Origin of the sequence: Rhodopseudomonas pseudopalustris (genome assembly GCF_900110435.1) — a bacterium.
Classification (GTDB): Bacteria; Pseudomonadota; Alphaproteobacteria; order Rhizobiales; family Xanthobacteraceae; genus Rhodopseudomonas; species Rhodopseudomonas pseudopalustris.
Map to the genome: position 1 here is coordinate 102,123 of NZ_FODT01000009.1, position 13,473 is coordinate 115,595.

The 13,473-nt window shown below is 60.7% G+C and carries 10 protein-coding genes, 1 tRNA gene and 1 riboswitch; of the genes, 5 read left to right on the forward strand and 6 right to left on the reverse strand.

Annotated elements, in window-relative coordinates; genetic code table 11:
* A tRNA-Cys gene (locus BMY71_RS17640) sits at positions 1–76 on the forward strand.
* Between the two features lie 149 nt (positions 77–225).
* Positions 226–433: riboswitch (cobalamin riboswitch) on the forward strand.
* A gap of 28 nt (positions 434–461) precedes the next feature.
* Positions 462–1,637, forward strand: coding sequence for a hypothetical protein (locus BMY71_RS24475; protein ID WP_139202669.1), 1,176 nt, complete (start codon positions 462–464; stop codon positions 1,635–1,637).
* Positions 1,638–2,206: 569 nt separating this feature from the next.
* On the opposite strand, the gene BMY71_RS17650 is transcribed toward BMY71_RS24475, so the two are convergent.
* Positions 2,207–3,115 (reverse strand): ImmA/IrrE family metallo-endopeptidase, encoded by a 909-nt coding sequence (locus BMY71_RS17650; RefSeq protein ID WP_011579898.1) that lies wholly within the window; start codon positions 3,113–3,115, stop codon positions 2,207–2,209.
* Positions 3,112–3,432, reverse strand: coding sequence for a helix-turn-helix domain-containing protein (locus BMY71_RS17655; protein ID WP_092685480.1), 321 nt, complete (start codon positions 3,430–3,432; stop codon positions 3,112–3,114). Before BMY71_RS17655 ends, BMY71_RS17650 begins: the two co-directional genes overlap by 4 nt.
* Before the next feature lie 166 nt (positions 3,433–3,598).
* Between BMY71_RS17655 and BMY71_RS17660 the strand changes: the two genes are divergently transcribed.
* The 3 genes from BMY71_RS17660 to BMY71_RS17670 are packed head-to-tail and all read left to right on the forward strand — an operon-like array spanning position 3,599 to position 6,341.
* Positions 3,599–4,858 carry a nucleotidyltransferase domain-containing protein gene (locus BMY71_RS17660; protein WP_244526095.1) on the forward strand — a complete coding sequence of 420 codons (1,260 nt, stop codon included), beginning with the start codon at positions 3,599–3,601 and terminating at the stop codon, positions 4,856–4,858.
* Positions 4,858–5,310 carry a type II CBASS E2 protein gene (locus BMY71_RS17665; RefSeq protein ID WP_011579895.1) on the forward strand — a complete coding sequence of 151 codons (453 nt, stop codon included), beginning with the start codon at positions 4,858–4,860 and terminating at the stop codon, positions 5,308–5,310. Before BMY71_RS17660 ends, BMY71_RS17665 begins: the two co-directional genes overlap by 1 nt.
* Entirely contained in the window at positions 5,307–6,341 is a 1,035-nt protein-coding gene (locus BMY71_RS17670; protein WP_011579894.1) for a CBASS cGAMP-activated phospholipase, read from the forward strand. Before BMY71_RS17665 ends, BMY71_RS17670 begins: the two co-directional genes overlap by 4 nt.
* 21 nt (positions 6,342–6,362) lie before the next feature.
* Here BMY71_RS17670 and BMY71_RS17675 read toward each other — a convergent pair whose 3' ends face one another.
* From BMY71_RS17675 to BMY71_RS17690, 4 genes are read right to left on the reverse strand one after another with little or no spacing between them, the layout of a single operon-like run.
* A complete protein-coding gene (locus BMY71_RS17675) occupies positions 6,363–6,803 on the reverse strand; it encodes a hypothetical protein (RefSeq protein WP_011579893.1) in 441 nt (146 codons plus the stop codon).
* 42 nt (positions 6,804–6,845) lie between these two features.
* Positions 6,846–8,555 carry an ATP-dependent helicase gene (locus tag BMY71_RS17680; protein WP_092685482.1) on the reverse strand — a complete coding sequence of 570 codons (1,710 nt, stop codon included), beginning with the start codon at positions 8,553–8,555 and terminating at the stop codon, positions 6,846–6,848.
* Positions 8,552–10,399 carry an ATP-dependent nuclease gene (locus BMY71_RS17685; protein ID WP_011579891.1) on the reverse strand — a complete coding sequence of 616 codons (1,848 nt, stop codon included), beginning with the start codon at positions 10,397–10,399 and terminating at the stop codon, positions 8,552–8,554. Before BMY71_RS17685 ends, BMY71_RS17680 begins: the two co-directional genes overlap by 4 nt.
* A 26-nt stretch (positions 10,400–10,425) precedes the next feature.
* Entirely contained in the window at positions 10,426–13,464 is a 3,039-nt protein-coding gene (locus tag BMY71_RS17690; protein ID WP_092685484.1) for a type III restriction-modification system endonuclease, read from the reverse strand.
* Between the last annotated feature and the right edge of the window lie 9 nt (positions 13,465–13,473).

Consider the following 13,473-nt stretch of genomic DNA (forward strand, 5'->3'; position numbering starts at 1 on the left):
GGCGCCGTGGCGGAGTGGATACGCAAAGGACTGCAAATCCTTGCAGCGCTGGTTCGAATCCAGCGCGGGGCCTCCACACCATCGCAGCGCCGCCGCTTCCTGCGGCAGGAGGCCATCCCTCCACGGACGCCGTCTCTCAACGGGGCGAGCCCCGCATTGCGGACCGCCCACAATAAACGCCGCAAAAGATCGACACGATCGATTGACCGATTTCGGCTGCCATCTAGAATACTCGCCTGTCACGGTCTTTCGAGTCGTATCTGCACGCGATCCGAGAGCTAAGAGGGAAGCCGGTGCAAAGCCGGCGCTGCCCCCGCAACTGTCAGCGGCGAGCTGCGGTCCGATAGTCGCCACTGGGTCCATTGGACCCGGGAAGGCAGGACCGACGCTAAGACCCGCGAGCCAGGAGACCTGCCGCGACAGTCGCAATCGTCCCTGGGCGGGGTGTCCCGGTGGGTCGCATGACAGCTGTCGCGGTCCTCATGGCCACAGCGCTGCGCGCGTCTCCGCTCGGCCCCTGCCCCAGCAACCCCGGGGTCTTGGGTGATGTCGTTCAAAACCAACACTGCTTGCGCCGCGCGTCACGCGGCACCGCCGGCATCGACTGCGGGCGTCTCGTCGTGTCAGCCGCCACAGGCGCCGATCGCAGATCGCCGCGCCGATCATCTCTGCACCGCCACGCGCTGCGCTACGCTCAATCGGGATTTTCCGAGGTGAAGTCCCCTCATTCGCATCGGGTCGCTTCAAGCCCGCGCGCTGCCGCGCCCATTGAACAGCACCACGATCTAGTAGCGTCCGCAGCAATAGCGCGGCCGCCGCGCGGTGATCACACGCCCCCGCTGACGGCTTCGTTCGATCACGCAGGTTCTTGCGCGTCGTCGTCCGCGCAAGGTCTCGGCGTTGCAGCGTCGATAGCAGCGGAAGCAACGCCAGGCTCGCGGCCGCGGGGTTGGCGGGTGCGCTTATGGCGACTGCAATTTCATGTGCTACGCGCCATGGAGATGTTGCTGCGGATCGCGGTGGTGCGCGAGAGGCCTCGTCCAAACGAGCTGCGATCCGCTGCCGCGCCCCCGCTCAGTCAGGAAAGCGACGATCCATGGCGGCGACAGCTCAGCATCGGTCATGGCTGCTCCGGACCGGATTTAGCGACGCCTTCGATCAACGCCATCAATATGGGAGATGATCAGGTGCAACAGAGCGAGGGCATCTCGGTCGGCGTGGTCGGTCATGGTCACGCGATCACCCCGCTCATTCACCGTCTGGTCGAACTCGGCGTTCGCGTGCACGCCACCGCCGATACCATCGATGACTATGTCGCGCTGCGCAGCGCGGGCGCGATCCCCCATCGCTTCGAGGACATGCCTGCGGTCGCGGCCAAGGTCGATCTGCTGATTTCGACTAGCTTCGCTCGGCATCTCGGCGCCACCGTGGTGGCCCGGCTGCCGGAATCTGCCATCATCATCGATCTTGCAGGCCCACCCGGCAGCGTCGATTTCGAGACCTCGCGCCGGCTCGGCCGTCACCCGATCTGGGCGCCCGCCATCGAAGGCAATCTCGAGGCAAGCTGGCCGCTCATCGCAGCGGAGATCGAGGCGATGGCGGCCGATAACAGGCGGCAACCGCGTTGTTCCAAGTGAACAATCAGTAGAGTCCGAAACTCACGGCGGGTTACGCACGGCGCTAACCCGCCTTAGGCTGCAACGCGTAGCACCAACCAACCATGAAAAAGCCCACCGATTGGTTGGGCTTCTTCGTGCATCATCGGTCGTAGCCATCAGCAGGAAGGATCATTCCCACTCGATTGTCCGAATCCCGCATAAGTGTTTGAAAACCCGATGGTAAGTGCCCGGTCTGACGGTCATTCTCCGACTGCGAGGCCGTCAAAATGCTACGCTTTTGATTTCATTGAGAAATCGCCCAAAAAAATATTTTTGTAGTTTCTGTATCTATCGGCATCATTTGCCGTCAGGTTGCACTTTAGAGCGTCCCTGCGAGCGTTCAAACAGCGCTCGAAAAGTACCGTCACCTCGCATCGGGTATCAGATCTGAGCCGCCAACGCGAGCCCAACATCTTTGTCTCGGCACCGACTAAGAACATCTCCGCTTGCTGCATCGAACGGGCCGAGATCGAACATTGTCCTGGCTGGAATTGCCGCTGCCCAAGCCTGGTACGTTTCGACACCTCCCACCGTCAAGAAGTGAGAGCCTATCCGTTCCGTATCAGATGATCGAAAGCATCACCCTCTTCTTCTTCCTCCTGAAAGCGTGGGCCATCTGCCTCAAATTGCAGCACGGTTATTTCCTGGTCATACCGATCGGAGCGAAAGCACATTTCATGGACGGGTTCATCAAACCAGACGCCAGCTTGTTGCGTGATACCGATCAGCGCACTGTCGGAGTAGTCGCGCCTTGCCGCCAACGCTTGCGAGGGTAACTCATAGACTGTGCTCTTGGTCCTAATGAATCTCCCCGACTTCAGCGCGGGACCACTTGGTTTCGCCCAGTGGGCAAAGCCTTCGTTCGAGACCACCATCATCGCCCGTGTTTCAGTGTATTCAAGCCAGCGAAGGATCGCCGCAGTTAACGACACGCCGTAACGCTTGGCGAGGCGGCTGAGCTTGTCAAAATCCACCCGTTCTTTGGCTGGCTGCTGTCGGCGAAAATCGTGGAGTGGCATCAGCAGAGCCGCGGTGAACTCATCGGCCTCCTGTTCGATACCGGCTCCCCCGCGGCGGTCCACCGAGTTCTCGTCACAGTAAATGCCGCCCTTCAGGCCTTTGTCCTGCTCTATCAGCTGACGGTGCAGGAGGTAGTGGGCGAACTCGTGCCCCACCGTGAACGAACGCCGTCCGTTCGACTGGCCGGCATGGTACATGATTGCCCATTGGCGTGGACTGGCCTTTCCATATACCAATGCGCCCACGCAGCCCGGGAGGTTGCGCTCCACTACCTCGTGGATCGGGCTCTCTGGCGCGATCTGACGGGAGTACTCTAATGCCAAATTGATTATATCGACCGGTGCGCGATCAAATCGATCTACTCCAAGCACCAGATCGAGCATCTGCGTGATTCGGGACGCCTCCCTTAGCGGCCGGAGGCGGGTCGGCTCGCTCATTTACGGCTCTTCGAGTCGAGGATACGAGCCATCTCTCTAATCTGTCGGCGTGTTTCCTCTGGCAGACCGCTATACTGCCGGAAGAAGGCAGTATCCTCCGCTTCACCAAGCGTTTGTGCATCTGCCCCGAACAGATAGTCGACTGTCACCCCGAGCGCGCTGGCAATAGCGGACAGCTTCTCGGCGGAAGGGCGCGGTGGATTCTTGTTTTCGAGCTCCCAGATGTAGCTCTTCGACGAGCCGGTCTCCTGTGCGAGATGATCGAGCGTGAAGCCTTTCTTCGTACGTAAGTCCTTGATTCGCTCTCCAAATTTCATAGTCGGTCCTTCCGCTTGAGCCGCTCAATCCCGCGTTCGGAGTAGCCATATCATAAGTGCCTTGACAGGCGCATTCAAGCTCCCCATTTTGTTCGGAGTAGACGTATAACGACTGATATCATCCCGAACATCGCGCGGGCGGTGGCGAGATGCAGCCAAGCCCGCCGTGGAGATCGATGTGAACATCCAGCCTACGCCGACCGGCCTCAATCCCTTCGACGACCCTCTCGACCGCATCCTCGCCGAGATCGCGCTTAGCGTTCAGCTGCCGCCCTCCCTGCATGACAAGGCGAAGTCGCGTTACGAGGCGGTGCGGCGTCATCTCGAGGCCACGACCGCCTTCTTCGACCAGATCGAGCACTTCTACCCGCAGGGCTCCATGGCGATCGACGCCACGATTTCCACGCGGGGGACCGACGACGAGTACGATCTCGACATCGTCTCGCAGCTCGGCGGCCGCTTTCGTGGCATGACGCCTCTCGAAATCTTGACCGAGCTCGAAGCCGCCCTCGCGGACTATCCTGTCCAGCGAGTGTTGCGGCAAACGCGCTGCGTTACCCTGTTCTACGCCGATAAGATGCATCTCGACGTCACGCCGTCGCTGCGCGTCTACAGCAAGCTAGATCGCGAAAGCCTGATCACTCACGCAAAGGGTCCGCGCCGGTCGGTCGACGACCGGTTCGTCGACATGAACGCCTATGGCTTCGCGCAGTGGTATGCGAACAGGACGCCGCTCGAATTGCGGATGGCGAAGGAGTTCCACCGGCGGTGGCTTGACCATGCTGGCCTTGCGGCTCGCGCCGACGCCGATGTGGACGATGTTCCCGATCAGTGCGACTTCATCGTCAAGAACACTGCAACTCTCGCCCTCCAGCTCCTCAAGCGCTTCCGCAACATTCGCTACGCCAGCTACGCGGGCCGCATTCCGCCGTCGGTGATGCTCTCCTACTACGCGGGGCTCGCCGCGCAGCCGAACATGTCGCTCAGCGCCATGCTCGTTCGCCTTGCGAGCTGGATCATCCGCGACATCGAGCAGGCTTCGCTCTACGGGCGGCTGTTGCATGTCGCCAATCCGATCTGCGAGGCTGATGTCTTCACCGACCGCTGGCCGGAATCCATCGCTCAGCAGGACGAATTCGCCGGGCATCTTCGCGTACTGACTCGTTCGCTCGAGGCGATGCGCAAGGGCGAGATGTTCCCCGACACGATGATGGATGTGTTGCGCGGAAACTTCGGGGATCGCGTCGTGACCCGGGCCGCCGACCAGATCGCCACCGAGATCGGTGGCGGCATCCAGCAATCCCGTCAGCTCTACACGCGGCGCGGCGGCCTCCTGTTACCTTCTGCCGCTGGGGTCGCGGCGCCGATCATCAATCCGTCGGTTTCTGTTGCTCGGCCTCACACCTTCTTCGGGCGCAAGATCTGATGACGGCGGCGATCCTCTCCATCGATGAGCAGATCGCCACGATGAAGGCGGCCTGGCCGCAGTTCACGGCGCGCCGGATCGATCGCCGCGCGCAGTCCGCGCGGTGGGCGGGGAGCGTGAGGCCGCAATTTGCAAGCTACTCGCTGGAGATCCGCTATGAGCTCGGGTCGTTCCCCAAGGTGCGAGTGCTTTCACCCGAACTGGTTCGGTTGCCCGGCAATTCCGAGGGCCAGCTGCCCCACGTTTACCCACCGGCCGACGATCCGACCCTTTGTTTGTTCGACCCCAGCGAAAGGGAATGGACAGCGGCCATGACCATCGCGAGCACGACCGTCCCATGGGCGCTCGACTGGCTCGCTTGCTACGAACTTTGGTTGATGACCGGGCGCTGGACCGGCGGCGGACGCCACGCCGGCCAGTTGGTCAACCATGCAAGGGAGACAACAGGATGAACTATGTCCCGCCGCGGCGATCGGACGGCACCATCCAACACGCACGCTTAAAGCAGCCATGGCCGCGGGGCCGCCCGTTCCGCATCCTGTCGATCGACGGCGGCGGAATTCGTGGCGTCTTTCCGGCGGCAGTCCTGGCGGAACTAGAAAGCCGCTTCCTGGGCGGCGCATCCATCGCAAATCACTTCGACATGATCGCGGGCACGTCAACGGGCGGCATCATCGCGCTCGCCCTTGCCCATGGGATGACGGCTCGACAGGCATTGAACATCTATCTTGAGCGCGGCGATCGCATCTTTCCGCCGGCGGCTGGCCTCGGCAAGGTGTCGAGAGCGCTGCGCTGGGTGTTCAAACCGAAGCACGACCAGACCGCCCTCAAGGACGAGTTACTGCGGATCTTTGGTGGCAAAGTGCTCGATGATGCCATTACCCGGCTGGTGATCCCGAGCTTCGAAGGTCGCCACGGCGAGCCATTCCTCTACAAGACGCCGCACCACCCGGACTACCAGAAGGATCGCCACAAGAAGTTTGCCCATGTGGCGCTCCACACGACGGCAGCCCCGTCCTATTACCCTGGCGTTGAGGACGACGGTTACATCATGATTGATGGCGGCATCTGGGCAAACAATCCGGTCATGAACGCCCTGGTAGACGCCCTGGCCTGCTTCGACATCGCGCGTGAGGACGTACGTATCCTGAGCCTGGGAACGGGTGAGTCCACCTTCACTGTCGATGAGCGGGCGCGCAACGGTGGGATCAAGGATTGGGCGTTCCTGCGCTCTTTCAATGCGGCGGCACGCGCACAGTCCCGAAATGCCCTCGGCCAGGCCTATCTGCTGATCGGCAAAAACAACGTCACACGTATCGACGTGCCGGAAAGCGATGCGCCAATCGCAATGGACGACGTGCAACGCTCAATTCGGGAACTGCCGATGGTAGCGCGCAGTCTTGTTGAAGGCGCCGGGCACCATATCGAGCGGGTATTTCTGGACGGCGAGGTCGAGCAGTATATCCGGTGTCCGATAACGTAGGCTTCTAATTTCGCATGTTCCCTACCGGGCCGTGAGCAAACGACAGGCGAGCTCGCGCTCGCCCCAACGGGTCGAAAAAGTGTCGGAGACCTCAAACCAGGAACCGTCGTTGCCGATGCCATGGTTGGCGCCCATGCAGGAGCACTGGCATTCGTGCCCCTGTGCCTCCTGGCACGAGCGCGCGCAGATTTCTTGTTCGCGATAAGGCTGGATGATGTAGACCTTGCCGTACCGCTGCAGCGCCCGATCGACGAAGTCGTTGAACCAGGCTTTCGGCAGCTCCCAATAAGCGTGATTGCCGCCGATCCAATCCGGTGCTGTTCGCCGGCCGTCCTGCAACCATTGCCGGTTGTCATCGGCAAACGGCAGTCGCACTCGAAGCTTCTCACGAGGCCCAGTCCGGCGCAGGATGACTGGCGTGGTCTTCTGCTTCCAGACGTAGTTGAGGGTGAGCCTCGCCATGGACACCTTCTTCAGATTATCGGCCGCTTGGACGTGAAGAGCCTAGTCGACCAAAGGCCTCGCATTTTGAGGTCGAACAATCGTCACCAGTGTCCGCGCCCGCGTCAAACCCACTCGCAATAACCGGCGGCTGCGCTCAAATGGGGGTTGCTCAGTCCTTTCGTCAAAGAACCCCGACTTGAAGGCACCTTCAACAAGCACCACGCCATCGAACTCTTTGCCTTTGGCCTTGTGCATATTCATCAGAATGCAGCCGAACTGTGAATCGCGCTCGGCAGCGATGAGCCGCTCCTGTTCAAGGATGCGCTTCACGAGGTCACTCGCACCCCGGTAACTGCCTGATGCAAGCCAGCGTTCACTAAGGCCCGATGCCAGGGCATCCGTCGCCCTGAAGAGGCGGACAAGCCGCACTTCGCGGAATAATTCGCTGAGCGCAGGGATGTCCTGAAGCAGGCGACGCGCCACCTTCCAGTCCGCCACCGGCTCGCCGATCAACGCGACACCGGCTGCATGAGCGGCGACCAATGCCTTCGCGGCTTTGATCCGCGGTTCCTCACCCTTCGCCACCTTGGCCGCAGCCTCGTCATATTTGCGAGCGTTCTCGGCTGCCGTGTTGGTTTGCTCTTCCGCGTTCTTCAGCTTGTAGAAGCCGGCGATCGCCAGAAGCGTCCGCGCCAAGCTCTCCGCGGCCAACCCCGTCGGCCACTCCAGGATCGATGCGACCACGATTGCCGCCGCAGCCGATAGCTCCGCATCCCACACTACATCATGCTCAATGACGGAGAGCAGCTGGTTGTTGTAGGTGTGAGGCTCGGAAAGGATAACCGAAAGGTCAGAGATCAGCGAGTTGCTCCGCGACAGCACCGCGACACTCGGCTTCTCGACACCTTTTCTTCGCAACGCACTGAAAGTCCAGATTACCGCCGTATGAACCGTCGCGGAGAAAGCGTTCCCCCAATAGCTCACCTGTTTGACGTCAGGTGTCACCGGCAGCGGACCTTGATTACGCAACACCGCATCGGCAAAATGGAGGATGCCGGCGTTCGGACTCCTGTGGTTTTCGCCACCGAGATCGAATTCGGCGATCGCGACAGCCTCGCGCAGAATGTCCAGCCGGCGAGGATCGATGTCGTCCCGATAATCGAAGATCCGCTGCTCCGGATCCGCCAGACAGAATACGTCGGTCACTTGGGCGAGCGCCCGCACGATCCGCCACTGATTATCGTCGGTGTCCTGGAACTCATCGACGATAATCATTGGGAACCGATCAGCGACTAGCCCGCGTAGCGCCGCGCAGCCTTCGAGCAGATCGGCCGTGCCCGCCGCAAATAGGTCAAAGCAATAAAGCCCCATTTCTGCTGCCTGACGCTTGCGCTCGACACTCCAGTCCCCGTCGAACGCGGACTTCTGAAGCCGTTCCTCGCCAGGGTAAAGAAAACGCACCGACCGCCCATGCAACAGCCGCCCATGTGCTTCCAGCATCTCCATGCAGAAAGCGTGGTAGGTCTGGACCACGACGGCCCGGCGCTGGCTCGGCGTCAGGATTTCTTTGCAGCGTAGGAGGACCTGACGGATCGCCGCGCGAGAGAAGCTCAGGAACAGAACTTCCTGACCGGGCTTGAGCGTCGCGAAGCGGCCTTGTGCCTTGAAAAGCGCGATCGTCGTCTTGCCTGAGCCCGGTCCACCGAGCACCAGCAGGTGCCCGGTCTGCGCGATGATCGCCTTTCGCTTGTCGCACAGCTCCAGTTTCATCCCGGCAAGTCCTCGAAATCGCCGGGCACAGGTGCGGCAATCTCTTCGGGCATGGCGCTGAGGGTCTTATGAATCGCCTCCAGGATCTCGCGGATCGTCGCGGGCAGTTCCGCCGCGGTCTGGCACTGCGCGATCAGCATCGCCGCATAGCCATAAGCCTCGCCCTTGCGAGCCTTAAGCACTTTGGTCGCCAACGCCGCTGCGTCGGCATCGCCGGCCGCCGGATCATAGGCCCCGACAGCGGGATAATCGGACCGATCTTTCACCTCGTTGAGAAAGCGCCGCACGACCGCGATCGGCATCTGCTTGACAAGGACGTTCTCGATTCCCTTCTCGGGTGACTCCCAGACCTGAGTGTAGCTCTTCAGCTTTTCGAGGGAATCTTGACCAAACGCGGCGTTCGGCTTGTCGTAAAAGCCGAAGGCGAGCTTGCCTAGAGCCGAGAAAATCGGGCCATGACGCGGCACTGCATTGTCCGCGCCGGCGTCGAAGACGCTGACGCCGGCAAGATCGAAATGCATGTAAGAGTCCGCCGGCAGCGAATCTTCCATGATCGAAGATGCGACCGGAAACAGCGACGCCTCGGTCGAGCCCTCAACCACCAGCACCGCCCGGCTCAGGATCGCTTCGGCGAACTGGCGCCGTTCCGTCCGGTAGGTCTTTGGCTTAACCGCCTGAGCGTCGATTGGCTTGCCTGTCAGCGCCCCACCTTCGTCGCGGTTAAGGATGACGATCTGCGATGCATCGAATTGCTCAATCACATAGGGCGAATGCGACGTAACGATAGATTGCCCCATCTCGGCCAGCACGAAGCGTGTGACGCGGCGCTGCGTATGCGGTGGCAGCGCAATCTCCGGCTCCTCCATCGCGAAGATCACAGACTGCTTGTCCTTCAACTCAGCGATGAAGGTCAGCAGCGCAAAGACCAACAGATTGATCGAGCCAGTGCCAAGCCGGCCGAACGGCACGAGATGCTGCCCCGGCTGTGCTGCGATGAAAAGGCGCACGACCTCGCGCAGATGCTCGCGCGTCAGGTCCGACGCGAAGAACGCTGTCGAGTTATCGCCTGGCGCAAGATTGACGAAGCGACCCATGCGCGAACGCACTTCGGCACGAATCTGCTTCAATTGCTCGATCTCACCAATCGCGGGGTCGAGCGCTTGCAGCCGGCCCAGAGTGTCCTGCCACATCTCAACTGCGCCAGACCCGCCGAGCTTCAGGACCGAATCGAGTAACGACCCCCGCTGAAGGCTCAGCGCTCGGGACCCCGTCCGGAGGGTCCGCAAAAACACAAAGCCGCAAAGCCGCTTGTGAACGCGCGTGAAAGGTACGCGTCCCTGGCCGAGCTTTATCTCGGTCTCCTCGTCGAGTGCATCCAGCTCCTTGGTCGGATGGTCGAAGAAGGTATTCCCGACGAAATCATCCTCGTCCCGGTCGTAGCGGCCGACGAACAGCAAAGGCAGGGCCCAGACCACGCCAGGCGCGTCGGCTTGGTCGAGCCCATTTTCCCGCTCGTCGATGAAAGTGCCGGCCTGATCGTCCCACCGCCGCAGATGCCCGCCGAACCGACGCGTTGCCTCTTCGGAGAGATCGACAAGAATAGCCTCAATGCGTATTTCGACGGGCGCTCCATCCTCAGTTAAATATCGTCCGCAGTGAAAATCATGCTCGTCAACGACCGGCCTGCGAAAGAGGCGTTCCGGCCCCAATACGAGGTCGAGGGCTTCGCATACTGTCGATTTGCCGACGTTGTTGCCGCCGACAAGAAGCGTATGGCCGGAAAAATCGATGCATCCTTGGGAGACGCCCCTAAAATTCGTGATCTTGAGGCGTCGTACCCGCATAGCTGCTCCCTCAACTCATACCGGCGTCAGGCCGTCGCGCGACCCACGATATCCATGAGCTTCTCGTAACTCGTCACCACGTCATACTTGACCCGTTCCTCGGACACTCGCTGACTGATCTCGTCGAAGAATTTCCGGGCGCAAGCGATCTTGGTGTTCTCGATCTCGCGGAGCTTCATCGAGGACATGGTGCCCTTGGTCTCGGCGACGAAGTAGATGTGTTTGACGCTTCCCTCCTTGAAGGAGATCGCCCAATCGGGGTTGTAATCGCCAACCGGCGTCGGGATCAGGAAACCGCGCGGCAGCTTGGCGTAGACAACCACCTCGCTCGCTGTATCCAGCTCGTCGGCAAACTTTCGTTCGATCTCGGAGTCGGTGACCACGTAATCGTACACGTGCCGCTTCAGCTTCGCCGACGCCTTCGAGAAGTCCTGGCCGGTCTGGTTCGCGGTGAAGATGTCGACGTCGTAGCGTTCGGCCAACCCGTCATAGGCCAACCGCTCGATTACCATTGTGGCCTTTTGCTCAGCGATGATCCGCGACGCTTCGGCGATGAAGTGCTCGGGGTTCTCCTTGAACTGCCCGAACACGCTGGCCTGTATGCCGGTCAGGATTTCCGCTGCAGTCTTGCGCGTGAGCTCCGTGTTTTCGGCGATCTTCCCGAGGAGGTCGTACTTCACGAGCGAATGGACAGATCCGCCGCGTTCGGTCGTTGAGCCTGTCAGGGCAAAACCATCACCCGCCTTCAGCTGCTCGTCCGTTAACCCGTCGCCCTGTATGCCGGTCTGAACCGTGTACTGGAGCGGCGTCACGCGAAGCTGGCTATCGAGAGCGCTCACGCATTTTCGGACCAATTCATCGGAGTCGAACTCGACCCGATAAACTGCCTTTTGGTTGATGCGCCGCCAGAGCTCCTGGAATTCCTTTTTCTCAAAATTCTCATTGAGCGGATTGGTCTTCGGCTTGCGGCCGTCCTCGACCTTCGGGAGCTGCGCATCGCTGAACACGCTGTCGATGATCTGGAAAATCTGATCGGCATGCGCCTTCAGCTCATCCGGCAAGGCCGCCAGGGTTCCGGCCTCCTTCGCCTGGTGGTAGGCGCTGGTGATCTGGTCTGCGTCGTCGGAATAATCGTTCTTCACGAGGTAGCGGTAAATCTGCTTCGCCATGGCCGGCGTGATCTCGATCGGGCCAGCATCCGTCGTGATGGTCTTCCCGGTGAAATAGGCCTCCGTCGCCTTGCGCGGGCGCGACGTCAGCGTGTCGGCGATCTCCTTCTGGAGGCCGGCCACGAAGTTCTTGTAACTCTCGCTGGCGACGACCGTGAGGACGTTGATGTCATGGACGACCGCGGGGTTGTCCATCCGGTCGCCGTTCTGGTCGACCGACAGGCGAAGGCCGCGGCCCACTTCCTGGCGCCGTGAGACGGTGTTGTCGCTGTGCTTGAGCATGCACATGACGAAGACGTTGGGATTGTCCCACCCTTCGCGCAGTGCGGAATGCGAGAAGATGAACCGCGTGGGTTCCGCGAAAGACAGCAGCCGTTCCTTGTCTTTCAGGATCAGGTCGTAGGCGTCCACGTCATCTGAATCGACCGACCGTGCGCCGACGGCGGGGTCCTTGAGCCGGTTGGTCTTCTTGTCGATCGAGAAATAGCCGTTGTGAGTCTTGGCCGCATCGATGCCCGCCAGGTGCTTCCGATAGGCGTCGTTATCAATCGCCAGCTCAGCCAGATATTCCGCCTTGAGAAGCTCGTACTCCTCCTCGAACACGCGGGCATATTCGCCCTTCTCATCCGGCTGTGCGTAATCGCGGTACTTCACGACCTCGTCGATGAAGAACAGCGACAGCACCTTGATGCCCTGGGCGAAGAGCTGCTTCTCCTTGTCGAGATGCGCCTTGATCGTCTCGCGGATTTGGATGCGCCGGATGTCGCGCTCGGACACATCACCGGTGGCCTCCCCAGCCTGGAGCACCAGGCCGTTGGTAAATTCGACCGTGTCGTTGCGCGCGTCGATCTGAGAGATCGTGAAGCCGTCGCGGTATTGATCTAACTCGCCGGACTCGGCGAACAGGTCGTCACGGAACTCCAGCCGCTTGAGCTGGCGCTTGATCTCGCCGCTCGCGAGCTTCACCTCGATCTCGAGCCGCGCCACCGGCGCCTTCTTCGAGATTTCAATGCCCTCGAGGTAGAGGTAGGCGTTCGTGCCGGCGAGCCCGCGCGTCTGGATGCCTCGCACCGCGATCTTTTTCACCAGCTTCTGGTTGTAGGCGTCGAGCGCATCGAGCCGGTGAACACGGTTGTGTTGCGTCTTGTGGGTCGCCGAGTAGCGCAGGATCATGAGCGGCTTGAACTTGGGCAGCGCCTCCATCGTGGCCGCGCCTTCCATCTTCTGCGGCTCATCGAGGATCAGGATCGGCCGATTGCTGGCGATCACGTCGATGGGCTTGCGCGACTGGAAGTCGTCCAGCTCCTCATAGATGCGACGGTTGTCGGCGCCGCGCGCCGCGAACGCCTGGATGTTGATGACCATCACATTGATGCCAGCGTCCGACGAGAAGCTTTCGAGCTCGTGCAGGCGCTTGGAATTGTAGATGAAGAAACGCGCCTTCTTGCCGTAGCTCTCGGTAAAATGGTCGGCGGTGATCTGCAGCGATTTGTGGACGCCTTCCCGGATGGCGATCGACGGCACCATGATGATGAACTTCGACCAGCCATAGCGCTTGTTCATCTCGAAGATCGTCTTGATGTAGCAATAGGTCTTGCCGGTCCCCGTCTCCATCTCGGTATCGAGGTTGATCCTGCACCCAGCGCTGGCAACCAGCTTATCCGATATTGGCAGATTCTGCCGGCGCTGAACGTCTTTGATGTTGGTAAGCACCTGAGGCTCGGTCAGTACTAGATCGGCGTTCTTGAACCCCTCCTCGAAGGCGCTCGTCTGCGCCTTTCGGCCTGGATCGATCCGATAAGTGATGCCGTTCGACATTGGTTGCCCGGCGAAGCAGTCCACGACCGAATTCACTGCCTCGGTCTGATAGGGCTGGACCTTGAATTTCAGTTTCATGGCTGCCCC